This window comes from Serratia bockelmannii (assembly GCF_008011855.1).
GTDB classification, from domain to species: Bacteria; Pseudomonadota; Gammaproteobacteria; order Enterobacterales; family Enterobacteriaceae; genus Serratia; species Serratia bockelmannii.
The window spans coordinates 79609-106311 of sequence record NZ_VOUX01000002.1; the positions used below are offsets into that span (position 1 = coordinate 79609).

Below are 26703 nucleotides of genomic sequence, written 5' to 3' on the forward strand. Positions count from 1 at the left end.
TGCGGCTTATTTGCTGCCGAAGACGCGGTTTTCCTGCTCTGCCACGCGGATAAAGGTGGTGCGCTTGGTCAGCTCTTTCAAACGCTCGGCGCCGACGTAGGTGCAGGCGGAACGCAGGCCGCCGAGGATATCGCGCACGGTAAACTCCACCTCGCCCCTCAGCGGCAGCTTGACGGTTTTCCCTTCGGCCGCGCGATACTCCGCTACGCCGCCGACATGGCGCTTCATCGCTGACTCGGAGCTCATGCCGTAGAACAGCATGAACTTCTCGCCGTTCTCTTCCACCACGGTGCCTTCGCACTCGTCGTGGCCGGCCAGCATGCCACCCAGCATCACGAAGTCCGCGCCGCCACCGAAGGCTTTGGCGACATCGCCCGGCACCGAGCAGCCGCCGTCGCTGACAATTTGGCCGCCCAGCCCATGGGCCGCATCGGCGCATTCGATCACCGCCGACAGCTGCGGGTAGCCCACGCCGGTTTTCACGCGGGTGGTACAAACTGAGCCCGGGCCGATGCCGACCTTAACGATGTCGGCGCCGGAGAGAATCAGCTCTTCCACCATCTCGCCGGTCACTACGTTACCGGCGCAGATCACGTGATTCGGGCAGGCTTCGCGCGCTTTCTGCAGGAAGGCGACGAAGTGTTCAGAGTAGCCGTTGGCCACGTCGATACAGATGAATTTCAGCGCCGGAGACAGGGCCAGGATCTGCTGCATTTTGGCGAAGTCGGCTTCGGAGGTGCCGGTGGACACCATCACGTGGCGCAGCACCGATTCCGGCATGCGCTGCACGAAGTCAGCCCATTGCTCGACGCTGTAATGTTTGTGTACGGCGGTGAGAACGTCGAAAGAAGCCAGGGCCTCGGCCATGCGGAAGGTGCCCACCGTGTCCATGTTGGCGGCGATAATCGGCACGCCGGACCAGCTGCAACCTGAATGCTTGAAGGTAAACTGACGTTCCAGTTCAACCTCGGAACGGCTTTTCAGCGTGGAACGCTTAGGGCGGATCAACACGTCTTTAAAGCCTAACTTCAAATCTTCTTCAATACGCATGACTTATGATTTCCTGGTTAATGGCGACGGATCGCAAGGAGGATATTCGAACCTCTGCCCGACGGCTTTCCCGTGGCGCGGAAAGATGACGGCGAGATTAATGCCAGTTCCAGTGACGTTATAATACGCGCTAATAATCGCCGAACAAGACTGCGAATTCGCCTTTATTTACGCTACAATCCGACAAATTTACCTGCATAATCGCAGTGTGATTGCCCGCTCATTTCTGCCGTGCCGCTGCGCTTTTTCTCGCCGCCCGAACGGGGCCGAGGCGCAAGCGCCGCCTGCCGACTTGCACTTCTGCGCGATCGCTTTATGATTCGTCTATTATTTTTTTATGAACATCGGATGCACCTAACACCATGGCCTACATTGTTGCGTTGACCGGGGGCATAGGCAGCGGCAAAACGACCGTTGCGAACGCCTTTGCGCGCCACGGCGCAGCCATTGTCGATGCCGACGTGATCGCCCGTCAGGTCGTTGAGCCGGGCACCCCTGCTCTGGCCGCGATCGCCGAGCGATTTGGTAATGAAATGTTGCTGCCGGACGGTGCGTTGAACCGCGCTGCGCTACGTCAGCGCATCTTCAGCCACCCCGATGACAAAACCTGGCTGAACCAACTACTGCATCCGCTGATACACCGCGAGACCCAACGCCAACTGGCGCAGGCTGCCAGCCCGTACGCACTGTGGGTGGTGCCGCTGCTGGTGGAAAACCGCCTGCAGGATCGCGCCGATCGGGTGCTCGTGATCGATGTCGACGCTGAGACCCAGTTGGCTCGCACCATCGCGCGCGACGGCGTCAGCCGCGAGCAAGCGCAGAGCATTCTCGCCGCCCAGGCCACGCGCCAGCAGCGCCTCGCCGTGGCGGATGACATTATTGACAACAGCGGCGCCGCTCAGGGGATAGAGCCACAGGTCGCCGCACTGCATCGTCGCTACCTTGAACTGGCGGCAACAGCGCCCCAACAGGATTAAACTGCATGAGTGATGTTTCCCCAACCGTTCTCTTTGAACACCCGCTTAACGAAAAAATGCGCACCTGGCTGCGCATCGAGTTTTTACTGCAACAGCTGCACGGCCAGCGCGCCCTGAGCGAAACCGCCATCGCCCTTACCTTCTTTCGCACCGTCTCCGACCTGCTGGACGTGCTGGAGCGCGGCGAAGTGCGCACCGAACTGCTCAAAGAGCTGGAGCGCCAGCAGCAAAAACTGTTGGCCTGGGCCGATGTGCCGGGCGTGGATATGGCGCTGATCGATCAGCTGCGCGGCCAGTTGAAGTCGCGCTCATCGGCGCTGATGGCGGCGCCGCGCCTCGGTCAGGCGCTGCGTGAAGACCGGCTGATCGGCCTGGTGCGCCAGCGGCTGAACATTCCCGGCGGCTGCTGCAGCTTCGATCTGCCAACCCTGCACATGTGGATGCACGCGCCGCAGCAGGATCGCGACGCCGACGTCGCCGCCTGGCTGCAATCGTTGGATCCGCTGAACCAGGCGCTGATCATGGTGCTGGATCTGATCCGTCAGTCGGGGCCGTTTCGCAATCAAATCAGCCTGAACGGCTTTTTCCAGGACAACGCCGAAGGGGCGGATCTGCTACGCCTGCGCCTCCATCTGGCGCCGCAGCTTTATCCGCAGATTTCTGGCCACAAGACGCGTTATGCCATTCGTTTCCTGCCGCTGGACAGCGAAAATGGCGTGGTGCCTGAACGCCTGACGTTCGAATTGGCCTGTTGTTGAACTCATGAAAGCAAGCCTTCTCAGCACTGACAGAAGGCGTAAGGAACCGTTATGACGACCGTAGTGAAATGCCCAACCTGTGGCACCGGCGTGGTTTGGGGTGAAGTCAGCCCGTTCCGGCCGTTTTGCAGCAAGCGCTGCCAGCTGATTGATCTTGGCGAGTGGGCCGATGAAGAGAAGCGCATTCCGAGCAACAGCGATCTGTCGGAAAGCGAAGACTGGAGCGAACTCGACGATCGCTAGTCGCCGGTTGAAGGCCTGGCGGACGCCAGGCCAATCTTGTTATTGCGCGGCGTTCGCCTGCGCTACCAGCAGTTGAATAATGCCGACGTTGGCTTCCGGGAACTCGTCTTCACGCAGATCGGCCTGTTTTACCCAGCGCATCGGCTGCCCCTCACGGCCAAACGGCTCGCCCGCCCAACGCTCCACCAGATAAAAATTCAGTGTCACGATGCGATCGCTGAAACGATGTTCCACCACCTCCAACAGTTCGGCCCGCTCGGCTTCGATACCGGTCTCTTCACGCAACTCGCGGCTCAGGGCCTGTTCCGGCGTCTCACCCGGTTCGATCTTGCCGCCGGGAAACTCCCAAAATCCGGCCATGTGCGTGTCAGCGGCGCGGCGGGTAATAAAGATCTCCCGTTGAGCATTGCGGATGATGCCCACGGCGATATTCAGATGTTTCATCTCACCCTCCTGATGGGTGCCAAAAAACAGGGGCTCAGCAAGCTGAACCCCTGGGTGTTATCGGTTAACCGCAGCCGGCATTACTGCAGGCGGCCGTGGCACTGCTTGTATTTCTTGCCGGAACCGCATGGGCAAGGATCGTTGCGGCCCACTTTGCGCTCGGCGGTCGCCGGCGCGTTCGGATCTTCGGTCACCAGCGCGTTCTCGTCGTGGTGGCTCAGCTGTTGCTGCTGCGCCAGGCGCTCAGCCTCTTCACGACGCTGCTGTTCCAGCGCTTCCACTTCTTCCGGCATCCGCACCTGTACCTTGCTCAGCACACTGATCACTTCATATTTCAGCGATTCCAGCATGGTGGCGAACATGTTGAAGGATTCGCGCTTGTACTCCTGCTTCGGATCCTTCTGCGCATAGCCGCGCAGGTGGATGCCCTGACGCAGGTAGTCCATCGCCGCCAGGTGCTCTTTCCACAGGGAATCCAGCGTCTGCAGCATCACGCCCTTCTCGAAGTTGCGCATCATTTCGCTGCCGACCACGTCTTCCTTACGCAGGTACTGCTCTTTGGCGTTCTCCAGAATACGTTCGCGCAGCGTCTCTTCGTGCAGCTCCGGCTCTTTGTCCAGCCACTGGGCAATTGGCATCTCCAGATCGAAGTCGTTCTTCAGGCGCTCTTCCAGCCCCTGAATGTCCCACTCTTCTTCCAGCGACTGCGGCGTGATGTAGTTGTCGATGGTGCTCTTGAACACGTCCTCGCGGATGCTGGCGATGGTTTCGCTCACGTCGGACACGTCCAGCAATTCGTTACGCTGGCTGTAGATAGCGCGGCGCTGATCGTTGGCGACATCGTCGTATTCCAGCAGTTGCTTACGGATATCGAAGTTACGGCTCTCCACCTTGCGCTGAGCGTTGGCAATCGCCTTGGTCACCCACGGGTGCTCAATCGCCTCGCCTTCTTTCATACCCAGTTTACGCATCATGCCAGACACGCGATCCGAGGCGAAGATACGCATCAGGGCATCTTCCATCGACAGGTAGAAGCGGGATGAACCGGCGTCGCCCTGACGACCGGAACGGCCGCGCAGCTGGTTATCGATACGGCGCGATTCATGGCGCTCGGTGCCGATGATATGCAGGCCGCCCGCCGCCAGCACCGCATCGTGGCGCACTTTCCAGGCGGCTTTGATGGCTTCAATTTGCTCTTCGGTCGGTTCTTCCAGCAGCGCCACTTCGGCCTGCCAGCTGCCGCCCAGCACGATATCGGTACCACGGCCCGCCATGTTGGTGGCGATGGTCACCGCACCGCTCTGACCCGCCTGGGCGACGATGTCCGCCTCCATGGCGTGGAATTTGGCGTTCAGCACCTTGTGCTCGATACCCGCTTTGGTCAGCTCATGGGAAACCACTTCGGATTTCTCGATTGAGATGGTACCCACCAGCACCGGCTGGCCTTTGGCGGTACGCTCGCGGATGTCTTCGATGATGGCACCGATCTTCTCTTTCTCGGTCATGTACACCAGATCCGGCATATCCTTACGGATCATCGGACGGTTGGTTGGCACCACGATCGTGTCCAGTTTGTAGATCGAGCTGAATTCGAAGGCTTCGGTATCGGCGGTACCGGTCATCCCGGCCAGCTTCTCGTACAGACGGAAGTAGTTCTGGAAGGTGATCGAAGCCAGCGTCTGGTTCTCGTTCTGGATCTCCACGCCTTCTTTGGCTTCCACCGCCTGGTGCAAACCGTCGGACCAGCGGCGGCCCTGCATGGTACGGCCGGTGTGCTCATCGACGATGATCACTTCGCCGTCTTTCACGATGTAGTCCACGTCGCGGGTGAACAGCACGTGGGCTCGCAGCGCGGCGGTAACGTGGTGCATCAGCATGATGTTGGTCGGCGAGTACAGCGATTCGCCTTCATCCATTATGCCAGCTTCCACCAGCATCTCTTCGATCAGGATCAGGCCGCGTTCGGTCAGGTGGACCTGACGCGCCTTCTCATCCACCGAGAAGTGCCCTTCACCCTTGAAGGTGTCGGAGTCTTCTTTTTCCTGGCGGATCAGTTTAGGGATCAGCTTGTTGACCTTGATGTACATCTCGGAGCTGTCTTCTGCCGGGCCGGAGATGATCAGCGGCGTACGCGCTTCATCGATCAGGATGGAGTCCACCTCATCCACCAGCGCATAGTGCAGTTTGCGCTGCACGCGCTCTTCTGGGCTGAACGCCATGTTGTCGCGCAGGTAGTCGAAGCCGTATTCGTTGTTGGTGCCGTAGGTGATGTCGGCGGCGTAAGCTTCACGCTTGGCCGGCGCCGGCATGCCCGGCAGGTTGATACCGATGCTCAGGCCGAGGAACTCGAACAACGGACGGTTGTTTTCGGCGTCACGCTGCGCCAGATAGTCGTTGACGGTCACGACGTGCACGCCGCGGCCGCTCAGGGCGTTCAGATAAGCCGGCAGCGTCGCGGTCAGGGTTTTACCTTCACCGGTGCGCATCTCGGCGATGCAGCGATCGTTCAGCACCATGCCGCCCAGCAGCTGCACGTCGAAGTGACGCATGCCGAACACGCGCTTGCTCGCCTCACGCACCACGGCGAAGGCTTCCGGGATCAGGCTGTCCAACGACTCGCCTTTCTCCAGGCGCGCGCGGAACTCGTTGGTTTTCGCTTTCAGCTCGTCATCGGACAGTTTTTCCATGTCCGGTTCCATGCGGTTGATCTGCTCAACCACTTTGCGCATGCGGCGCAGGGTACGATCGTTACGGCTGCCAAAAACTTTGGTTAATAATTTCACTAACATGATGTTTGATATCTCTGTCATGACGGCCGAGCACGGCAGTCAACTTGCTATTATTTATGGTTTTTGTGCCCGAAGGGCGAAGTCAGACGAGTGCGGCGGGCCCGGCACGAATGCCTTGCACCTGCGCCACCCACAGGCCGGTCTGATGCCGTGCCAGCGTTGGCAACACCTCAAGGTGGGTGTGACGAATGATGGTCGGCGGCTTCGGCTCGTGCGTCAGCAGCGCGTTGAGAGTAGAAAGCAGCGCCAGTTGCGCCACTTGCAAAGGGGGTTCCGCTTCGGCTTCGCTCTCCTGCACCCGCGCATAAACCGCCTGCGGCGCCAGCGCGAAAGAGAGGTGACGAATGACGGTGCGCAGCGCATGTTGCTGCCAATAATCTACGCTGAAGGTAGGACGGCGATGTGCGTCCTGCAGCAGGGCCAGGCTGTTGAAGGTGCCGTTGGCCGAATTTTGCCGGTTAAGGCTGGACGATGTGCTCGGCAGTGCGGCCTGATCGGGGGCGCCGGACAAATTGGAAGGTGCGCCAAGCGTGGCCGCAACCATCCCTAACAGGAGATGGGGCCAGAAATAACGTCTGCCAAATTGTCGCCAACGATTTAGAATACCGATCACGAGTTTATAATCCGCCGGAGCCCATTATGCGCGATAGCCGTCCACAATTATTAGATGTCCTGTTCGACGACGCGTCTGCCGGCAGCAAAGGGACGCTGCAAAACGTCCAGCAACGCGCGGTGGCGCTGCTCAAGCTTAACCGTGCAGTGAAGGGCCTGTTGCCCGCTCCCCTGCATCCCTGGTGCCGCGTCGCGAATTTCCGACAGGGTATTTTAGTGCTCGAAACGGCAAATGCCAGTTGGATGATGCGCTTGCGCTACGAACAACCCGCTTTGCTGTCTGCACTACGAGCGCAAATTCTACCATCATTGTCGTCGATCGACATCAGGATTAATCCGGCCTTGATGGCGAAAGGCAGCAACCAGGTGCAAAACGCCGAAAAAGCGCCTGAAAAACCCGTGCCAATGCGGCATTTGAGTCTGGAAAGTGCGGAGGAACTGAGAGGATTGGCAAGCCGTAGCCCGGAGAAGCTGCGCAAAATATTGGAACGGCTGGCTGCATTGGCCGGAGAGGGTACCAACACAACCAGTCGTGATAAGTAATCAGCGACACGAACTGCAAAACACCCGACAGCCGGCATCACACCATCGCGAGCCTGAATTCTCAGGCTCTCAGGGGATGCGCCTGCCGTTATTCGCAGGCGAGGAATTCAGACCTTACGCCAATACGGTAGACGGCGCCTTGAATGCCAATGGCATTTCGGCTTCGTCCTGGAAGGTCACGTATTCCCACGCTTCCTGCTTGGCCAACACGGCCTGCAGCAGTTTGTTGTTCAGCGCGTGGCCAGACTTGAACGCGGTGAACGCGCCAATGATGTTGTGGCCGCACATGAACAGGTCGCCGATGGCGTCCAGCATTTTGTGACGTACGAATTCGTCTTCGAAACGCAGACCGTCTTCGTTAAGCACGCGGTAGTCGTCTACCACGATGGCGCAATCGAAACTGCCGCCCAAGGCCAGGCCACGGGACTGCAGGTATTCGATGTCACGCATAAACCCGAAGGTGCGCGCGCGGCTGATTTGACGCACGAACGACTCAGCCGAGAAATCAAGGCGATAGCGCTGAGAGCTGGCGTCGATAGCCGGGTGGTTGAAATCGATGGTGAAGTCCAAGCGGAACCCGTTATGCGGGGACAGCTCGGCCCATTTATCGCCATCTTCAACACGCACAGTCTCTTTCAGACGCAGGAATTTCTTCGCCGAGTTCAGTTCTTCGATGCCGGCATCCAGCAGCAAGAACACGAACGGACTGGCGCTGCCGTCCATGATTGGGATTTCAGCGGCGTCGACTTCAATGACGATGTTGTCGATGCCCAGCCCAGCCAGCGCGGCGTTGAGGTGCTCAACGGTCGAAATACGCACGTCATGCTCATTCACAAGGCAAGTACAGAGCATGGTATCACGCACGGATTTTGCATCAGCCGGAAAATCAACCGGTGGATTCAAGTCAGTGCGACGATAGATGACCCCGGTATTAGCCGGCGCTGGGCGCATTGTCAGCGTGACTTTCTTGCCGGTATGCAAACCGACGCCAGTCGCCTGAACAATACGTTTTAATGTCCTTTGTTTGATCATCGTTTTATCTCGCAATGTTATCCATCCTACCAGCCAAGCATACAGCATGGCTGGCGGGACAGTTTAGCACAAAGAGCGGAGATTCCAAATTCTCAGGATATTCTTAGTCTGCCTGCTTACGCAGGAAGGCTGGAATATCAAGATAGTCGGGCTCTTTATTCGGCTGCGCAGCTTGGTCGTTGACCACCTTCGCGGCAGGTTTCACTTCCTGCGGCAGAGGCGACATGCCGTGCTGCTGATAACGGTGATCCATCACCGGCTGGCTGGCCTGCTTATTGGTCACCAGGGTGATTTCAGGACGCTTGTCCATACCGATACCGGTTGCAACCACGGTTACGCGCAGTTCGTCGTTCATTTCTGGATCCAGCGAGGTACCGATAACCACGGTAGCGTTGTCGGAAGCGAACGCGCGGATGGTGTTACCCACGGTTTCGAACTCATCCAGACGCAGGTCGAAGCCAGCGGTAATGTTGACCAACACGCCGCGCGCGCCGGACAGGTCGATGTCTTCCAGCAGTGGGCTGGAGATCGCCATTTCGGCCGCTTCTTCGGCGCGGTCTTCACCGCAAGCCACGCCGGAACCCATCATCGCGTAGCCCATTTCGGACATCACGGTGCGCACGTCGGCGAAGTCGACGTTCATCAGGCCCGGACGGGTGATCAGCTCGGCGATACCCTGCACCGCGCCTTTCAGCACGTCGTTGGCCGCGCCGAACGCGTCCAGCAGGGAAATGCCGCGACCCAGAACTTTCAACAGCTTGTCGTTCGGGATAGTGATCAGCGAGTCCACGTGTTTGGACAGCTCAGCGATACCCTGCTCCGCGAATGCCATGCGCTTCTTGCCTTCGAAGTTGAAAGGCTTGGTCACCACGGCCACGGTCAGAATACCCAAATCTTTAGCCACTTCAGCCACCACTGGCGCTGCACCGGTACCGGTACCGCCGCCCATGCCGGCTGCGATGAAGACCATGTCTGCGCCGTCCAGCGCTGCGCGCAGGGCTTCGCGGTCTTCTTCCGCTGAATTGCGACCCACTTCAGGGTTCGCGCCCGCACCCAGACCTTTGGTAATACCGCTACCAATCTGGATGGTTTGGCCAACCGCCGTTTTGCGGAGCGCCTGGGCGTCCGTGTTCACAGCGAAGAATTCAACACCTTCGATGCGCTCGCGCACCATGTGTTCAACGGCGTTGCCACCGCCGCCGCCGACGCCGATGACTTTAATCACCGCGTCATTGGTTAGTTCCATTGGTTCAAACATAGTTTCTCTCCGTTTTGTGCCTGTCGCTGCGAGATCATAAAAAGATTACTCAGCATGATCTCTTTGTTGAAACATTAAAACTCTTTTCTCAGCCAGCTATTGATGCGTTTAAACCAATTGCCCACCGAGGCGCGTTTTTCTACCTCTGTCTCACCGCTCAGGTGAGACTCTTTTCCATAGTGCAGCAGACCTACCGCCGTCGAGTAGTAAGGCTCCTGCGCATAATCCGTCAGACCCGTGATGTTCAAGGGTTGGCCGATGCGTACCTGGGTGTGGAACACCCGTTGCGCACAGGCTGCCAGGCCATCAATCTGGGCGGCGCCACCGGTCAGCACGATACCTGCCGCCAGATGATGCTTCACCCCTTGCTGACGCAGTTGCTCCTGCAATTGCAAAATTTCATCGTTAACCAGATTCAACAGTTCGGTGTAGCGTGGCTCAATGACTTCAGCCAGCGTCTGTCTTTGCAGACTGCGCGGAGGACGTCCCCCGACGCTAGGCACCTCTACATTCTCATCCTTGCTAACAATCGACCCAAGCGCACAACCGTGTCGAACTTTAATCGCTTCCGCGTCGGTCGGCGGCGTGCCGAAGGCGTAAGCGATATCGCTGGTGACCACGTTCCCGGCGTAAGGGATCACTTTGGTGTGGCGCAGCGCACCGCCGGTGTACACCGCCATATCCATGGTGCCGCCGCCGATATCCACCACGCAAACGCCGAGTTCGCGTTCATCTTCGGTCAGCACCGCGTAGCTCGCGGCCAGACCGGCGAAAATAAGTTGGTCAACTTTCAGGCCGCAACGTTCCACGGCCTTGACGATGTTCTTCGCCATATCGTTATGGCAGGTAATCAGATGCACCTTGGCCTGCATGCGCACGCCGGACAGCCCAACCGGGTTTTTGATGCCTTCCTGATAATCGATGGCGTATTCCTGAGGAATCACGTGCAGGATGCGGTGTTCGTCGCGCACGCGCACCGATTTGGCGGTGTGCACCACGTTCTCCACGTCGTCCTGCGTCACTTCCTCTTCCGAGATCGGCACCATGCCGATTTCGTTCTGGCAGCTGATGTGCTTGCCCGACAGCGCCAGGTACACCGACGAGATCTGGCAGTCCGCCATCAGCTCGGCCTGATCGATGGCGCGCTGTACGCACTTCACCACCGACTCCAGGTCGTTTACGCCGCCCTTATCCATGCCGCGAGACGGGCAGCTGCCCACCCCGATAATGTTGACCATGCCATCGGGCAGAACTTCCCCTACCAACGCGGAGACTTTTGCAGTACCGATCTCCAGTCCAACTACCAGTTTTCTGTCCGTCGACTTGATCATTGTTGTTTTGCCTGTGCCTGATTCTGTTGCTGATTACTGTTTTGCTGACCGCCAAGCGCCTGCGGATCGACCAACACCGGAGCCCACCCTACCGAAGCGCCGGACTCGTAGCGCAGATCGACATAGCTGACACGCTTGCTCTCCGCCTGGCCCTGCTGCTGCAATACCGGGTAAAGCTCAATAAACCGCTGCAAACGCCCGTTGCGGTCATCGCGCCCCAGCTCAAGCCGAACATCGTTGTCCAGCGCCAGCTGCCAGGAATGGCGCGCGGTCATCGCCGCCATTTTCAGCGTATACTTGCTGGCCGCCAACGTGGCGCTCATCGCCCGATAGCCCTCCAGCACATCCTGTTCGCTTCCTTCCGGCCCGTAGAGCAGCGGCAACTTCTGCTTGCCCGCCCGCTCCGCCGGCACGCTGAACGCTTTGCCCTCGGCGTCCACCATGTGCAAATCGTTCCAGCGCGCCACCGGGACGTACTCCACCAGATGGATCTTCAGCTCATCCGGCCATTGTTTGCGCACGCTGGCCTGCTTGATCCACGGCAGACGTTCGATCTGCTGCTGGATGACGTCCACATCCTGCGTCATAAAGGTGCCGGGGGCGCCCAGCGCCAGGATCGCCTGACGAATATCATCGTTGGTGGTGTAGTGGCGTTCGCCGGTCACCACCAGCCTTGAGAGCGGCAGGCGACTGGCGTCTTTCATCCAGCCAAGCACCGCCCAACCGCTCCACACGACCGTTCCCAACACCATCAGCAGGAAAATCATTCCCGCCAACTGGGTTCCATTGCTGCGGCGCGGGCCGTTATCCACCTCGCGATCGCGCGCATTTAGGGCAGCTTGCGACATATCAGTCGGCCAACTCCAAAATTCTCGCCACTAGCTGCGAGAAGCTTAATCCAAACTGGCGCGCCGCCATCGGCACCAGGCTATGACTGGTCATGCCCGGAGAGGTGTTCACCTCAAGCAGATAGAAGCTGCCATCGCTGTCTTGCATCACGTCGACGCGGCCCCAGCCGCTGCAGTCCAGACCGCGGTAGGCGCGCAGCGCCAATGCCGCCATCTCGGCTTCCTGCTCGGCGCTCAAACCGCTCGGGCAGAAGTACTGCGTATCGTCCGAAATGTACTTGGCCTGGTAGTCGTAAAACACGCCGGCCGGCTGGATACGGATAGACGGCAGCACCTGGTCGCCCAGCATTGCCACCGTGTATTCCGGGCCGCTCAGCCACTTCTCCACCAGCACATCGTCGTCATGGCGGAAGGCTTCTTCCAGCGCGGCTTCCAACGCAGCGCTCTCGGTGACCTTGCTCATGCCGACGCTGGAGCCTTCACGGCTCGGCTTGACGATCAGCGGCAGGCCGAGATCCGCCACGCGCGCCAGCAGCGCCGCTTTTTCGGCGCCGAGATACAGCTGGCGATTCAGCGCCACGTAAGGCGCCACCGGCAAGCCCATCGACTGCCACACCATCTTGGTGCGCCATTTGTCCATGGTCAGCGCCGAGGCCATCACGCCGCTGCCGGTATAAGGCAGCTCGAGGAACTCCAGCAGCCCCTGCAGGGTGCCGTCCTCGCCGCCGCGGCCGTGCAGCGCGATAAACACTTTGGTGAACCCTTGATCTTTCAGCTGGGTCACCGGGAAATCGCGGGTATCGACGCCGTGCGCATCGATGCCGGCTTCGCGCAACCCGGCCAGCACCGCGGCGCCGGACTGCAGAGAAACGTCACGTTCAGCGGAGGTGCCGCCCAGCAGAACTGCAACTTTATCAGCCATGGTGCTCCTCCTCTTTCTTCGGCGGCTGCAGCTTCAGCTCGGCCAGTTTACGGGCGATTTTGCCCACGTTGCCGGCGCCTTGCACCAGCACCAAGTCTTCATCCTGCAGCAGCTGCGCCAGCGTTTCCGGCACGGTATCGGCATCGGAAACCAGGATCGGATCCAGCTTGCCGCGGCTGCGGATGGTGCGGCACAGCGAGCGGCTGTCCGCGCCCGGGATCGGCGCTTCACCGGCGGCGTACACGTCAAGCATCAGCAGCACATCCACCTGCGACAGCACGTTGGCGAAATCGTCGTACAGATCGCGAGTACGCGTGTAGCGGTGCGGCTGGAAGATCATCACCAGACGCTTGTCCGGCCAGCCGGCGCGCGCCGCTTTCAGCGTGGCGTCCACTTCGGTCGGATGGTGGCCATAATCGTCCACCAGCATCGCGCTGCCCGCTTTGCCGTTGACCGGCTCCAGCGGAAACTCGCCGAGGAAATCGAAGCGGCGCCCAGTGCCCTGGAAGCCCGCCAGCGCGCGCAGGATATCTTCGTCGTCGATGCCTTCTTCGGTCGCTACCGCCACCGCCGCCGCTGCGTTCAACGCATTGTGGCGGCCCGGCGCGTTCAGCGTCACCGTCAGCAACGGTTTGTCCTGACGGCTCAGGGTAAAGTGCCCCTGCGGCCCAATCTGCCGGTAGTCTTCGATGCGCACGTCGGCATCTTCACTGAAGCCGTAGGTGGTGATGTGGCGACCCACGCGCGGCAGCAGCTCACGCACCACCGGATCGTCGATGCACATTACCGCGCGGCCGTAGAACGGCAGGTTGTGCAAGAAATTGATAAACGTCTGCTTCAGGTTCTCGAAGTCGCCCTGGTAGGTGTCCATGTGGTCGGCTTCGATGTTGGTGACCACGGCCACCATCGGCTGCAGATGCAGGAACGACGCATCGCTCTCATCCGCTTCCGCGATCAGATAACGGCTGGACCCCAGTCGTGCGTGGGTCCCCGCCGCCTTCACCAGCCCGCCATTGACGAAGGTCGGGTCCAGGCGGGCTTCGGCGTAAATGCTCGAGACCATCGCCGTGGTGGTGGTTTTGCCGTGCGTGCCGGCGATAGCGATACCGTGGCGAAAACGCATCAGCTCCGCCAGCATTTCAGCGCGGCGGATCACCGGGATGCGCGCTTCACGAGCGGCGACGATCTCCGGGTTGTCGGCGGAGATGGCGGTAGACACCACCACCACGCTCGCATCCAGCACGTTTTCCGGACGGTGATTGAAATAAATCGTCGCCCCGAGCGCGCTTAACTGTTGGGTGACCGGATTCGGCGCCAGGTCGGAGCCGCTGATCTGATACCCTTCGTTTGCCAACACTTCGGCGATACCACCCATGCCGGCACCACCGATGCCGACAAAGTGAATGTGCCGGACGCGACGCATCTCGGGCACGATAGTACGTAGTTTCGCCAGTTGTTGTGTATTCATCACTCTCTCTAATCCGGATCCGGTACCCCGGCCCTACATCACATTGCTTTTATTCAGGTTCGGCGCGCCGAACCCCTGCACTCGTTACTTGGCGAGCCGCACCAGCTCCGCCGCCACGCGCTCGGTGGCATCCGGAATGGCGACCGCACGCGCTTTCTCGGCCATGGCCAGCAGCGTCTTGCGATCCCAACTCGCCAGCAGTTCGGCCACCACATCGGCGTTAAACTGCGGCTGTTCGATAATCTTCGCCGCGCCGGCTTCTTCCAGCGGACGCGCGTTCCAGTACTGCTGACGATCCTTGTGCATAAACGGCACGAAGATCGCCGGCAGCCCTGCCGCCGCGATTTCACTGACGGTCAACGCGCCGGAGCGGCAGACCACCACGTCGGCCCAGGCATAGGCGGCGGCCATGTCGTCGATGAACTCGGTCACTTTGTGCTGCGTCTGCCCTACCCTTTCGTAGTCGCGCAGCACCGTTTCCAGCGCGCCCTTGCCAACCTGATGCCAGAGCGTAATTCTATCGCCCAAACGCGCCGCGACTTCAGGAACTGTCTGATTCAGCACGCGGGCGCCCTGACTTCCGCCAATCACCAGCACGCGGATCGGGCCTTCGCGCCCTTGCAACCGCTCTGCCGGCAGTGGCAGCGCCAACACGTCGGTACGCACCGGGTTGCCCACCACCTCGGCGTTCGGGAACGCGCCGGGGAAGGCCTGCATCACTTTGGCGGCGATGCGCGCCAGCCAGCGGTTGGTCAAACCGGCGATGCCGTTCTGCTCGTGCAGCACCACCGGGATGCCGCACTGCCAGGCTGCCAGGCCGCCGGGACCGGAGACGTAACCGCCCATTCCCAGCACCACATCCGGCTGATAGCTGCGCATAATGGCTTTTGCCTGACGCACCGCCTGCCAGATCCGCAGCGGTGCGGTCAATTGAGCCTTCAGGCCCTTGCCGCGCAGGCCGGAGATGCGGATAAAATCGATCTCGATCCCGTGCTTCGGCACCAGATCGGCTTCCATTCGGTCTGCGGTTCCGAGCCAGCGCACCTGCCAGCCCTGCGCCATCAGATGATGCGCGACCGCCAGCCCCGGGAACACGTGCCCGCCGGTACCGCCTGCCATCACCATTAAACGCTTAGGTTTCCCGCTCATCCCTTACCTCTTCACAAACGCCTGAGCCTTGGTCAGGCGCGTTTCATAATCAATTCGCAGCAACAGCACGATCGCCGTCGACATAATCAGCAAGCTCGAACCGCCGTAACTGATCAGCGGCAGCGTCAGACCTTTGGTCGGCAGCATGCCCGCGGCGGCGCCGACGTTAACCAGCGCCTGGAAGCTGAACCACACGCCGATCGCGCAGGCCAGGAAGCCGGAGAAGCGTTGGTCGATCTCCAGCGCGCGGCGCCCGATGGACATCGCGCGAAAAGCGACGAAGAATACCATTAACAGGGCTAAAACCACACCGATATAGCCCAGTTCTTCCCCCAAAATGGAGAAGATGAAGTCGGTGTGTGCCTCTGGCAAATACTCCAGTTTCTGCACCGAGTTGCCGAGCCCCTGCCCCCAGAACTCGCCGCGGCCGAACGCCATCAGCGACTGGGTCAGCTGGTAGCCGCTGCCGAACGGGTCGGCCCACGGGTTCCAGAACGACGTCACGCGGCGCATACGGTACGGTTCCGCGATGATCAGCAGCACCACGGCGAACACGCCGGAGCCGATGATCGCCAGGAACTGCCACATTTTCGCACCGGCCAGGAACAGCATTGCTAGCGTGGTGATGAACAGCACCACCACGGTACCGAGGTCCGGCTGCGCCAGCAGCAGCACCGCCAGCACCACCATCACGCCCATCGGCTTGCAGAAGCCCCAGAAGTTGCTGCGCACCTCTTCCACCTTGCGCACCAGATAGCTCGCCAGGTAGCAGAACAGCGACAGCTTGGACAGCTCCGCGGGCTGAATACGCAACGGGCCGAGTGCGATCCAACGCGAGGCCCCGTTTACCGAGCTCCCCACCACCAGGACGATCAGCAGCATCACGATCGACATCAGCAGCATCACGTTGCTGTAGCGCTGCCAAATTTCCATCGGGATGCGCAGCGTCACCAGCGACAGGCCGAACGCCAGGCCGAGGTACAGCGCGTCACGTTTGGCGAACAGGAACGGATCGTCCGCCAGGCGTTGGCCGATCGGCATCGAGGCCGAGGTCACCATCACGAAGCCGATGATCGCCAAGCCGAAGGTCAACCACAGCAGGGTGCGATCGTACAGCACCATGTTGACCGCGTCGTTGTCGCGCGCGCCGGTCACCCAGTCTTTCAGCCGTTCTGTCAGCCCGAAGTTCGGCAAGCGTAGTTTCATCCGCCAAGCTCCTGCGCCAGGCGGGCGAACTCATCGCCGCGTACTTCAAAATTACGGAACTGATCGAGGCTGGCGCAGGCCGGCGACAACAGCACCATATCGCCGGGCATTACGCGGCCGGCGATGGTGCGCATCGCCTGCTCCATGGTCTCGGTCAACGTCGCCACTTCCGGCCGCAGCTGTGCCAGCTGAGCGCCGTCACGGCCAAAACAATACAGACGCACGTTGTCGCCCTGCAGATAGCGCGCCAGCGGCGAGAAATCGGCGGACTTGCCGTCGCCGCCCAGCAGCAGATGCAGCGTGCCGTCCACCTGCAGGCCGTTCAGCGCCGCTTCGGTGCTGCCGACGTTGGTGGCTTTGGAATCGTTGATCCAACGCACGCCGTTGTGCTCCCAGGCCAGCTGGAAGCGGTGTGCCAGGCCGGTGAAGGTGGTCAGCGCCTTCAGGCTGGACGCACGCGGGATATTGACCGCATCCGCCAACGCCAGCGCCGCCAGGGCGTTGGTGTAATTGTGGCGGCCGGTCAGCTTCATTTCGCGCGTATTCAGCACCTTCTCACCGCGCACCCGCAGCCAGGTTTCCCCCTGCTGGCGGTTCAAGTGATAGTCGCCTACGTCCGCGCCGAAGCTGACACAGCGTTCGTCGGCGCCGCGCACCGGCATGGTCAGCGCGTCGTCCGCGTTCACCACGCACACCGCGGCGTTTTCATACACGCGCAGCTTGGCACCGCGATACTGCTGCAGACCGAACGGATAGCGATCCATATGATCTTCGGTCACGTTCAGGATGGTCGCCGCCGCCGCCCGCAGGCTATACGTCGTTTCCAACTGGAAGCTGGACAGCTCCAGCACGTAAAGCTGACATTCCTGGCGCAACAGGCTCAGCGCCGGCAGGCCGATATTGCCGCCCACGCCCACCGCCCAACCGGCGGCTTTCGCCATCTCGCCCACCAGGGTGGTGACGGTGCTCTTGCCGTTGGAGCCGGTAATCGCCACGATCGGCGCCTGCGCCTCGCGGCAGAACAGTTCGACGTCGCCGACGATTTCGACGCCGGCGTCAGCCGCGGCGCTCAATGCCGGGGTCGCCAGCGCGACGCCCGGGCTGGCAACGATCAGATCCGCCGCCAGCAGCCAGTCTTGATTCAGATCGCCCAGATGGCGCTCCACGCTTTCAGGCAGTTTGTCCAACCCTGGCGGCGCGATACGGGTATCCATCACGCGCGGCGTCACGCCGCGCGCCATGAAGAAATCGACACAGGACAGGCCGGTGAGGCCCAACCCGATGATGACGACTTTTCTACCCTGATAGTCTGCCATGATTAACGCACCTTCAGCGTTGCCAGGCCAATCAGCACCAGCATCAGCGAAATGATCCAGAAGCGCACGATCACGCGCGGTTCCGGCCAGCCTTTCAATTCATAGTGGTGGTGAATCGGCGCCATGCGGAAAATGCGTTGTCCGCGCAGCTTGAACGATCCCACCTGCAGGATCACCGACAGCGTCTCTACCACGAACACGCCGCCCATGATCACCAGCAAGAACTCCTGGCGCAGCAGCACCGCGATGGTGCCCAGCGCGCCGCCCAGCGCCAGCGAACCGACGTCGCCCATAAACACCTGAGCCGGGTAGGTATTGAACCACAGGAACCCGAGGCCGGCGCCGACGATGGCGGTGCAGACGATCACCAACTCACCGGCATGACGCAGATACGGAATGTGCAGGTAGTTGGCGAAGTTCATATTACCGGTCGCCCAGGCCACCAGCGCGAAGCCGGCCGCCACGAATACCGTCGGCATGATCGCCAGGCCGTCCAGGCCGTCGGTCAGGTTGACCGCGTTGCTGGTGCCGACGATGACGAAATAGGCCAGCAGGATGTACAGCAGGCCCAGCTGCGGCATCACGTCCTTAAAGAACGGCACAACCAGCTCGGTGGCTGGCGTGTCTTTTCCTACGGCGTACATGGCGAATGCGACAATCAGCGCAATCACCGATTGCCAGAAATACTTCCAGCGGGCGATCAGCCCTTTGGTGTCCTTACGCACCACCTTGCGGTAGTCGTCAACGAAGCCGACGATGCCGTAACCCACCAGCACAAACAGCACGCACCAGACATATGGGTTGGACGGGTAGGCCCACATCAGCACCGAAATGGTGATGGAGGTCAGGATCATGATGCCGCCCATGGTCGGCGTGCCGCGCTTGCTGAAGTGCGACTCGGGGCCGTCGTTGCGCACCACCTGACCGAAGGACATTTCTTGCAGGCGCTTGATCACCCGCGGGCCCATCCACAGTGACAGGAACAGCGCGGTCAGCAGGCTGACAATGGCTCGGAACGTCAGATAAGAAAAGACGTTGAAGCCTGAGTAATACTTGACCAAATGTTCGGCCAGCCAAACTAACATGGTGCTTTCTCCTGTAACGCGCGTACTACCTGCTCCATTGCGGCACTACGTGAACCTTTGATTAACACGGTGATGACCGCATGTTCCGACAGTAATTCCGCCACGCGCGCGATCACTGCTGTCTTGTCCTGATAATGTTCGCCGTTGCCGGACGCTTCGCTCAGCACGCGGCTCAACCCGCCGACGCTGATCACTTTATCGACCCCGGCCAGGCGGGCGGCTTCACCCACCTGACGGTGGCACTCTTCCGCTTCTGCGCCCAGCTCGGCCATATCGCCGACCACCATCACGCGGTAGCCCGGCATTTCCGCCAGCACCTGCGCCGCCGCGGTCATCGACCCGACGTTGGCGTTATAGCTGTCGTCCAGCAGCAGCTTGCCTTCGGCCAGCGCCACCGGGAACAAGCGCCCCGGCACCGCCTGCAATTGTTTCAACCCCTGACGCACCGCTTCGAGCGTCGCGCCCACCGACATCGCCAGCGCCGTGGCCGCCAGCGCGTTGGCCACGTTGTGGCGCCCCGGCAGCGGCAGTGCGATCTCGGCGGTGCCGAACGGGCTGTGCAGCGTGAACTGCGTACCTGCGCCATTCACTCGCACGTTGTCCGCGAAGAAGTCCACACCTTCGGCGGCCTGCGGCGAGAAGCGCCAGACGGTTTTGCCGACCAGTATGCTCTGCCAGTGCGGCCAATCGTTGTTATCGGCGTTGATGATCGCCACGCCGTCGGCCGGCAGGCCGGTAAAGATTTCACCTTTCGCCTGAGCGACGCCGGCCAGCGAGCCGAAGCCTTCCAGGTGCGCCGCCGCCAGGTTATTCACCAAAGCGGTCTGCGGACGCGTCAATGCGGTGGTGTAAGCGATTTCGCCAATGTGGTTAGCGCCCAGCTCTATCACGGCAAAATCATGCTGCGGCTCCAGACGCAACAGCGTCAGCGGCACGCCGATGTCGTTATTGAAGTTACCGGCGGTATACAGCACTTCGCCGCATTCACGCAGAATGGCGGCGGTCATTTCTTTCACCGATGTCTTGCCCGAGGAGCCGGTCAGCGCCACCACGCGCGCCGGCACCTGCTGACGCACCCAGGCGCCAAGCTGCCCCAGCGCCAAACGGGTGTCTTCCACCACCAGCTGCGGCACGTCCACCAATAAGCGCTTACTGACCAGCAACGCCCCGGCGCCTGCGGCTACGGCATCCGCCGCGAAGTCGTGAGCGTCGAAACGCTCACCTTTCAGCGCCACAAACAGGCAACCGGCGGTCACCTTGCGGGTGTCTGTCGTCACCTCGACAATTTGGCAATCGGCGCCGATCGGTTCAGCGCTCAATACCTCAGCCAGTGTCTGAAGAGAGACAGGGATCATGCCAGCACCCCCAGCAGTCGGGCGACCGTCGTGCGGTCGGAGTAATCCAGGCGGCGGTTGCCCACCAGCTGATAATCTTCATGGCCCTTGCCCGCCACCAACACCACATCCTGCGCCTGCGCTTGCATGATGGCGCTGGTTACCGCTTCGGCGCGGCCGTGGATCACCAGCGCCTGCCCGGCGTCCAGCAATCCGGTCAGGATGTCGTTGATAATTGCGCGCGGCTCTTCGGTACGCGGGTTGTCATCGGTGATCACCACGCGATCGGCGAACTGCTCGGCGATGCCGCCCATCAGCGGACGCTTGCCCTTGTCGCGATCGCCGCCGCAGCCGAAGACGCACCACAGCTGCCCCTGGCAGTGCAGGCGCGCGGCTTCCAGCGCTTTCTCCAGCGCATCCGGCGTGTGGGCGTAATCCACCACCACCGTCGGTTTGCCCGGCGCGTTAAACACTTCCATGCGGCCGCAGACCGGCTGCAGACGGCTGCCGGTTTCCACCAGCGCCTCCAGCGGGTAGCCCAGCGACAGCAGCGTGGCCAAGGCCAACAGCAGGTTGCTGACGTTGAACGCGCCCATCAGGCGGCTTTCGATCTCGCCGTCGCCCCAGCTGGAGCTGAAACGAACCGTGGCGCCGTTGTCGTGATAATCGACCGCCGTGGTTTTCAACCAGCGGCCGTGGCAGCCCGGCTGCAGGTTGTCCTGCATCGTCACCGCTATCGCATCCGGCAGCTTGCCGAGCCAGCGCTGACCGACTTCATCGTCGGCGTTGATGATTGCCTGCCCTACGCTATGGGCGGCGAACAGCGACCATTTGGCCGCTTCGTAATTGACCATGTCACCGTGGTAATCCAGGTGATCGCGGCTCAGGTTGGTGAAAACCGCCGCAGCGAACGGCAGCGCCGCCACCCGGTGTTGCACCAGACCGTGGGATGAGACTTCCATCGCGGCGAAGGTCGCGCCCTGTTCCGCCAAGTCGTTTAATACGTGTTGAACATCCACCGCAGAACCGGTGGTATTCTCCGTCGGACACACCTGGCCCAGCAGGCCGTTGCCGACGGTGCCCATCACCGCGCTGGTTTCGCCCAGCAGTTGGCTCCACTGCGCCAGCAGCTGCGTGGTGGTGGTTTTGCCGTTGGTGCCGGTCACGCCGACCAGGCGCAGACGCTCGCCCGGCTGATGGTAAAAACGCCCTGCCAGCGCGGAAAGGCGCTGGTTCAGTTGGCTCAGGTAGATCACCGGCACGCCGTGCATCTCAACGATGGCGCCGTCTTCGGCCTGACCGTCAGCTTCGGCGATCACGGCGGCGACGCCCTGCGCAATGGCCTGCGGAATATAGCGGCGTCCATCCGTTTGATGGCCGACAACGGCGATAAACAGATCCCCGGCAGCCGCCACACGGCTGTCTAATGTCATTTCCCGCAGCGCGCGCCCGGGTGCCGTCGGCACCCACGGGGCGAGTAAGTCGCGCAAATTACGATCTGCCACCTGAACCCTCTTTCTTGTTAATCACTAATTCGCTTTTGTCACCGGTAGGCAACGCGTCAGGCTCGACGTTCATGGTGCGTAATACGCCGCCCATGATGGCACCGAACACCGGCGCGGAGATTGCACCACCATAGTATTTCCCACCCTGCGGGTCGTTGATGACGACCACCAGGGCAAAACGGGGGTTACTTGCCGGCGCGACGCCGGCGGTATAAGCGATGTATCGGTTGACGTATTTGCCGTCCGGGCCCACTTTTTTCGCGGTACCGGTTTTGATGGCGATACGGTATCCCTTGATGGCGGCTTTCACGCCGCCGCCGCCCGGCAAGGCCACGCTTTCCATCATGTGCACCACGGTGCGCACCAGAGGTTCTGGGAAAACGCGTTCGCCGGCGACCGGAGGGTCAACCTTGGTGATCGACAATGGGCGATACACGCCCAGGCTGCCGATCGTTGCATAGACTCGCGCCAACTGTAACGGAGTTACCATCAGCCCGTAGCCGAAAGAGAAGGTGGCCCTCTCTATGTCAGACCACCGTTGTTTTTTTGGGTATATGCCACTGCTTTCTCCGACCAGCCCCAAATTGGTCGCTTTTCCCAGCCCAAAACGAGAGTAAGTATCTACTAACGCTGAGGACGGCATCGCTAACGCCAGCTTTGAAACACCGACGTTACTCGACTTCTGCAAGATCCCGGTCAATGACAGCTCCGAGTACCGCGCCACGTCTTTGATCTCGTGGCCCTGAATGCGGTACGGGATGGTGTTCAGCACGCTGTTTTCTCTCACCACGCCGTTTTGCAGCGCGGTCATCACCACCATCGGCTTCACGGTTGAACCGGGTTCAAAAATATCGGTGATAGCACGGTTACGCATGGTCTCTTTCGGCGTACCGGCCATGTTGTTCGGGTTGTAAGACGGGCTGTTGGCCATCGCCAGCACTTCGCCGGTGTTCACGTCGATCAGCACCGCAGTGCCCGATTCGGCCTTGTTGAACGCCACGGCGTTGTTCAGCTCGCGATACACCAGCGCCTGCAGGCGCTCATCGACGCTCAGCACCAGGTTGTGCGCAGCCTGGCTGTCGACGGAGGAGATATCTTCGATCACCCGGCCGAAGCGGTCCTTACGCACCGTTCTCTCGCCCGGTTGCCCGGTCAGCCAGCGGTCGAAGCTCTTCTCGACGCCTTCAATGCCTTGCCCGTCGATGTTGGTCACGCCGATGATGTGCGACGTCACCTGCCCCGCCGGGTAGTACCGGCGCGACTCCTGCCGCAGGTAGATCCCCGGCAGCTTGAGCTTGTGGATGTAGTCGCCGATCGCCGGGTTCACCTGGCGAGCCAGATAAACGAAACGCCCTTTCGGGTTGGCGTTGATGCGGTTGGAAAGCTGGTCCAGCGGGATGTTCAGCGCATCGGAAAGCGCTTTCCAACGGCTGTCCAGCGTGATGCCGCCGCGCTCGTTCAGCTCTTTCGGATCCGCCCACACCGCATTGACCGGCACGCTGACCGCCAACGGACGGCCGGCGCGATCGCTGATCATGCCGCGCGCAGTCGGCACTTCCTGCACGCGCAGCGAACGCATGTCGCCTTCTTTCACCAGACGATCGGGGTTGATGACCTGCAGGTACGCGACGCGCAGCATCAGGCCGACCATCGCCAGCAAAATGCAGCCGCACAGCAACGCAAAACGCCAGCTGACAAAGCTGGCCTGATCTTCCTGGCGTCTCATCTTACCGGGGCGCGCTGCTTTCATGCGTTTCCTTTCTACTCCGTGTCATTATTCCGGTTAAACCATTCATTGTTTAACGATGATATTTTCCTGCGATGGATCAACGTGTTGCATCTGCAGTTTTTCTGTCGCGATACGTTCAACCCGGCTGTGATCGCCGAGGGCGTTCTCTTCTAAAATCAGGTTGCGCCACTCGATATCCAGCGCATCGCGCTCCAGAACCAGCTGTTCGCGCTCGGCGGTCAGCAGGCGGGTGCGGTGCGCGGTGGTCACCACGAAAATCGCGGAGACCAGTGACGCAATCAGTAAAATCATGGGGATCTTGGCGTTGCGCAGCAGGTCGCCGCCAATGACCCCGACCAAACCGTGACGTTCGTTGCCGATCACGCGGGCATCCTCTCAGCAATACGCAGCACCGAGCTGCGCGCACGCGGGTTGTCCGCCACTTCCGCTTCCGACGGCATCATTTTGCCCAGCGCTTTCAGCGTTCGCCCGCCCATGCTGCGCAGTTGCTCTTCGGTCAACGGAATGCCCGCCGGCACCTGAGCGCCGCGGCTATGGTGACGCATAAAGCGTTTGACGATGCGGTCTTCCAGCGAGTGGAAGCTAATGATCGACAAACGGCCCTGTGGGGCCAGCACTTCCAGCGCGCCGTCGAGCGCACGCTCGATCTCTTCCAGCTCGCTGTTGATATAGATACGAATCGCCTGGAAGCTGCGCGTCGCCGGATGTTTGTGCTTTTCACGGAACGGGCTGGCATCGGCAATCAGATCCGCCAACTCTTTGGTGCGCGTCATCGGCTCCACGCGGTTTCTTTCCACGATGGCGCGCGCGATACGTTTGGCGAAACGCTCTTCGCCAAAGGTTTTCAGCACCCAGGCGATGTCGTCCGCCTCGGCCTTCATCAGCCATTCCGCGGCAGACAGGCCGGTGGACGGATCCATGCGCATGTCCAGCGGACCATCGCGCATAAAGGAGAATCCGCGCTCCGCATCGTCAAGCTGCGGCGAGGAAACGCCCAGATCGAGCAGAACGCCGTCGATCTTGCCGGCCAGCTCGCGCTCCCGCACATAGTGCGACAACTCGGAGAATGGGCCGTGTACGATGGTAAAACGAGGATCTTCAATAGATTTGGCGGCTGCAATCGCCTGAGGGTCACGGTCAATCGCCAGCAAGCGCCCTTCCGGCCCCAGTTGGGACAGAATCAGACGAGAATGGCCACCGCGACCAAAAGTACCGTCGATATATATGCCGTTGCTGCGGATGTTGAGGCCGTTGACGGCTTCGTCCAGCAGGACGGTGGTGTGTTTATAGTTTTCCAACATGCTTATAGCGACAAGTCCTGTAGCCGCTCAGACAACGGTTCCTGAGTCGACTGTTCAGCGTCAATATCATCCTTGACTTGTTGATACCAGGTCTGTTCATCCCACAGTTCAAACTTGTTGAACTGACCGACCAGCATCACTTCTTTTGTGAGCCCGGCGTGTTGCCGCAGCGTATTGGCGAGCAGCAAACGACCGGCACTATCCATCTGACACTCACTGGCATGCCCCAGCAGCAGGCGCTGAACGCGGCGCTCGGCGGGATTCATGCTCGACAGACGTGATAATTTTTGTTCAATAATTTCCCATTCGGGCAAAGGATAAAGCAGCAGGCAGGGCTGATGGAGGTCAATGGTACAGACCATTTGGCCTTGCGATTCCTCGTTGAGCAATTCCCGATATCGGGTAGGTACGGCGAGCCGCCCTTTGCTGTCGAGGTTGACCATCGTCGCTCCACGGAACATTCCTGAGCTACCCCTTAGTGACCGTTTTCACCACTTTACCCCACAAATTCCCACACAATGGAGTTTACGGAGGGTATGAAAACCTTGTCAAGCCAGAGCGCCAGCGCTTTGGCAATATTTCTCTGGTCATTTTGGGAGCTGACTCGCGAAAGAAACTCTGATTATTCGACGATTAAAAATTAACACCATGATAAACGGAGAGAATTTTCTAAGCGGAAAGAATCTGATTAAAAACCTGACGAACTGGCGATTAATTAACTCATTACTTCCTTCTGCAAGCCATGTCTCATTTTTCAGCTCGGCAATCTCAGGGCTGTAACCGCTGCCGCCCCGCGCCCGCCAAGGCTCAGCGCCTGGCGAATCGACCGAAGAATAAGGCCATAACCCCTTGAGTTAATAACGCTCAATCGTTATTCACCGTGAAACTGCGCGCTATTTTACTTCAATTTGTCCCGCCATGATGAGAGCACGATAAAAATAAATGGCTCGGATATTACGAGCAGAAGTAATTTCGATTTAAATCAATTTGGTAAGATTATTCCCAAAATACCTGTTTACAATTATGGTTTCATTTTCTTACACCTTTATTTCCACAATTTTTGCCGGAAAAAAACCTCTTCAAACACCAAAAATCGCAACTGCATGTTTTTAATGAATTTATTTAAATTCACCGATTTTAATCTCCCTGTCCCATCCTGTGCCCCTGTTCTGCGGGACAAAAACCGAACAAATGTTAAAAATAAAAATTTAAATCCAGTTAAAAAACACAATACAGATTAGTACACTATATGAAGCGCAAAAAACCAGAACTAACAACTACGAATAAATAATTTAACAGAACATTAACCAAAAAGGAGAGAGTGCATGCTTTCGCCCGCCCCTCACTGGCGTAGCGCCGCTGCCGATACGTTCGCACTGGTGGTGTACTGCTTTATCGCCGGCATGGCGATAGAAGTGTTGATCTCCGGCATGAGCTTCCAGCAATCCCTCTCTTCGCGCCTGCTGTCGATCCCGGTCAACATCCTGATCGCCTGGCCTTACGGCCGCTATCGCGATCTGTTTATCCGCACGGCACGCCGCTGCCCACGCGGCCAATTCCTACTGCGCAACCTCGCCGATCTGCTGGCTTACGTCAGTTTCCAGTCGCCGGTTTATGCCGCCATTCTGTGGAGCGTGGGCGCCGACGGCCAACAAATGCTGGCGGCGGTGACCAGCAATGCGCTGGTCTCCATGGCGATGGGCGTAGTGTATGGCTATTTCCTGGAATATTGCCGACGGCTGTTTCGGGTCGCGGGTTACGTCTAAACCAGGAGCCCGACAA

At 59.9% G+C, this 26703-nt stretch carries 25 protein-coding genes; 5 read left to right on the forward strand and 20 right to left on the reverse strand.

Going from position 1 to position 26703, the window contains the following annotated elements:
* Nucleotides 1-6: 6 nt before the first annotated feature.
* The gene (locus FOT55_RS02485) at nucleotides 7-1050 is read right to left on the reverse strand and encodes a GMP reductase (protein WP_015376656.1); all 1044 of its coding nucleotides are present in this window, start codon (nucleotides 1048-1050) and stop codon (nucleotides 7-9) included.
* A 362-nt stretch (nucleotides 1051-1412) separates the two neighbouring features.
* On the opposite strand from FOT55_RS02485, the gene coaE reads away from it, so the two are divergent.
* The 3 genes from coaE to yacG are packed head-to-tail and all read left to right on the forward strand — an operon-like array spanning nucleotide 1413 to nucleotide 3028.
* Entirely contained in the window at nucleotides 1413-2027 is a 615-nt protein-coding gene (coaE, locus tag FOT55_RS02490) for a dephospho-CoA kinase (protein WP_043135914.1), read from the forward strand.
* A gap of 5 nt (nucleotides 2028-2032) precedes the next feature.
* Complete coding sequence (gene zapD, locus FOT55_RS02495) at nucleotides 2033-2785, forward strand: cell division protein ZapD (RefSeq protein ID WP_025301579.1); 753 nt, start codon at nucleotides 2033-2035, stop codon at nucleotides 2783-2785.
* Nucleotides 2786-2836: 51 nt separating this feature from the next.
* The gene (gene yacG, locus FOT55_RS02500) at nucleotides 2837-3028 is read left to right on the forward strand and encodes a DNA gyrase inhibitor YacG (RefSeq protein WP_025301578.1); all 192 of its coding nucleotides are present in this window, start codon (nucleotides 2837-2839) and stop codon (nucleotides 3026-3028) included.
* A gap of 39 nt (nucleotides 3029-3067) precedes the next feature.
* On the opposite strand, the gene mutT is transcribed toward yacG, so the two are convergent.
* The 3 genes from mutT to secM form a co-directional block, all read right to left on the reverse strand.
* Complete coding sequence (gene mutT, locus FOT55_RS02505) at nucleotides 3068-3472, reverse strand: 8-oxo-dGTP diphosphatase MutT (protein ID WP_025301577.1); 405 nt, start codon at nucleotides 3470-3472, stop codon at nucleotides 3068-3070.
* An 80-nt stretch (nucleotides 3473-3552) separates the two neighbouring features.
* Nucleotides 3553-6261 (reverse strand): preprotein translocase subunit SecA, encoded by a 2709-nt coding sequence (gene secA, locus FOT55_RS02510; RefSeq protein ID WP_025301576.1) that lies wholly within the window; start codon nucleotides 6259-6261, stop codon nucleotides 3553-3555.
* A gap of 82 nt (nucleotides 6262-6343) precedes the next feature.
* Nucleotides 6344-6874 (reverse strand): secA translation cis-regulator SecM, encoded by a 531-nt coding sequence (gene secM / locus FOT55_RS02515; RefSeq protein WP_049204789.1) that lies wholly within the window; start codon nucleotides 6872-6874, stop codon nucleotides 6344-6346.
* Between the two features lie 26 nt (nucleotides 6875-6900).
* Between secM and FOT55_RS02520 the strand changes: the two genes are divergently transcribed.
* Entirely contained in the window at nucleotides 6901-7416 is a 516-nt protein-coding gene (locus FOT55_RS02520; RefSeq protein ID WP_025301574.1) for a DUF721 domain-containing protein, read from the forward strand.
* A gap of 114 nt (nucleotides 7417-7530) precedes the next feature.
* Here the strand turns inward: FOT55_RS02520 and lpxC are convergent, their stop codons facing one another.
* The 16 genes from lpxC to mraZ form a co-directional block, all read right to left on the reverse strand.
* A complete protein-coding gene (lpxC, locus tag FOT55_RS02525) occupies nucleotides 7531-8448 on the reverse strand; it encodes a UDP-3-O-acyl-N-acetylglucosamine deacetylase (RefSeq protein ID WP_004932754.1) in 918 nt (305 codons plus the stop codon).
* 103 nt (nucleotides 8449-8551) lie between these two features.
* Nucleotides 8552-9706 (reverse strand): cell division protein FtsZ, encoded by a 1155-nt coding sequence (gene ftsZ / locus FOT55_RS02530; RefSeq protein WP_004932757.1) that lies wholly within the window; start codon nucleotides 9704-9706, stop codon nucleotides 8552-8554.
* 74 nt (nucleotides 9707-9780) lie between these two features.
* A complete protein-coding gene (ftsA, locus tag FOT55_RS02535; RefSeq protein ID WP_004932758.1) occupies nucleotides 9781-11037 on the reverse strand; it encodes a cell division protein FtsA in 1257 nt (418 codons plus the stop codon).
* A complete protein-coding gene (gene ftsQ, locus FOT55_RS02540) occupies nucleotides 11034-11885 on the reverse strand; it encodes a cell division protein FtsQ (protein ID WP_004932761.1) in 852 nt (283 codons plus the stop codon). The genes ftsA and ftsQ overlap by 4 nt, the downstream gene beginning before the upstream one ends.
* 1 nt (nucleotide 11886) lies before the next feature.
* Nucleotides 11887-12807 carry a D-alanine--D-alanine ligase gene (locus FOT55_RS02545; protein WP_127146503.1) on the reverse strand — a complete coding sequence of 307 codons (921 nt, stop codon included), beginning with the start codon at nucleotides 12805-12807 and terminating at the stop codon, nucleotides 11887-11889.
* A complete protein-coding gene (gene murC, locus FOT55_RS02550) occupies nucleotides 12800-14275 on the reverse strand; it encodes a UDP-N-acetylmuramate--L-alanine ligase (RefSeq protein ID WP_025301571.1) in 1476 nt (491 codons plus the stop codon). The genes FOT55_RS02545 and murC overlap by 8 nt, the downstream gene beginning before the upstream one ends.
* Nucleotides 14276-14359: 84 nt before the next feature.
* Complete coding sequence (gene murG / locus FOT55_RS02555) at nucleotides 14360-15424, reverse strand: undecaprenyldiphospho-muramoylpentapeptide beta-N-acetylglucosaminyltransferase (protein WP_004932773.1); 1065 nt, start codon at nucleotides 15422-15424, stop codon at nucleotides 14360-14362.
* 3 nt (nucleotides 15425-15427) lie between these two features.
* Nucleotides 15428-16630 (reverse strand): cell division protein FtsW, encoded by a 1203-nt coding sequence (gene ftsW / locus FOT55_RS02560; protein ID WP_025301570.1) that lies wholly within the window; start codon nucleotides 16628-16630, stop codon nucleotides 15428-15430.
* Complete coding sequence (gene murD / locus FOT55_RS02565; protein WP_049204793.1) at nucleotides 16627-17946, reverse strand: UDP-N-acetylmuramoyl-L-alanine--D-glutamate ligase; 1320 nt, start codon at nucleotides 17944-17946, stop codon at nucleotides 16627-16629. The genes ftsW and murD overlap by 4 nt, the downstream gene beginning before the upstream one ends.
* A 2-nt stretch (nucleotides 17947-17948) precedes the next feature.
* On the reverse strand, nucleotides 17949-19031 hold the full coding sequence (mraY, locus tag FOT55_RS02570; RefSeq protein WP_004932782.1) for a phospho-N-acetylmuramoyl-pentapeptide-transferase: 1083 nt from the start codon (nucleotides 19029-19031) through the stop codon (nucleotides 17949-17951).
* Nucleotides 19025-20386 (reverse strand): UDP-N-acetylmuramoyl-tripeptide--D-alanyl-D-alanine ligase, encoded by a 1362-nt coding sequence (murF, locus tag FOT55_RS02575; protein WP_043135927.1) that lies wholly within the window; start codon nucleotides 20384-20386, stop codon nucleotides 19025-19027. Before murF ends, mraY begins: the two co-directional genes overlap by 7 nt.
* The gene (gene murE, locus FOT55_RS02580; protein ID WP_147823055.1) at nucleotides 20383-21870 is read right to left on the reverse strand and encodes a UDP-N-acetylmuramoyl-L-alanyl-D-glutamate--2,6-diaminopimelate ligase; all 1488 of its coding nucleotides are present in this window, start codon (nucleotides 21868-21870) and stop codon (nucleotides 20383-20385) included. The genes murF and murE overlap by 4 nt, the downstream gene beginning before the upstream one ends.
* Entirely contained in the window at nucleotides 21857-23620 is a 1764-nt protein-coding gene (locus FOT55_RS02585) for a peptidoglycan glycosyltransferase FtsI (RefSeq protein ID WP_019455066.1), read from the reverse strand. Before FOT55_RS02585 ends, murE begins: the two co-directional genes overlap by 14 nt.
* A 42-nt stretch (nucleotides 23621-23662) precedes the next feature.
* Nucleotides 23663-23983: a cell division protein FtsL gene (gene ftsL / locus FOT55_RS02590; RefSeq protein ID WP_033651674.1), complete on the reverse strand. Its 321-nt coding sequence runs from the start codon at nucleotides 23981-23983 to the stop codon at nucleotides 23663-23665.
* Entirely contained in the window at nucleotides 23980-24921 is a 942-nt protein-coding gene (rsmH, locus tag FOT55_RS02595) for a 16S rRNA (cytosine(1402)-N(4))-methyltransferase RsmH (RefSeq protein WP_060434227.1), read from the reverse strand. Before rsmH ends, ftsL begins: the two co-directional genes overlap by 4 nt.
* Nucleotides 24922-24923: 2 nt before the next feature.
* Entirely contained in the window at nucleotides 24924-25382 is a 459-nt protein-coding gene (gene mraZ, locus FOT55_RS02600) for a division/cell wall cluster transcriptional repressor MraZ (protein ID WP_025159638.1), read from the reverse strand.
* 864 nt (nucleotides 25383-26246) lie between these two features.
* Between mraZ and FOT55_RS02605 the strand changes: the two genes are divergently transcribed.
* Nucleotides 26247-26687, forward strand: coding sequence for an L-alanine exporter AlaE (locus FOT55_RS02605; protein ID WP_025301564.1), 441 nt, complete (start codon nucleotides 26247-26249; stop codon nucleotides 26685-26687).
* The last annotated feature ends 16 nt before the right edge of the window (nucleotides 26688-26703 follow it).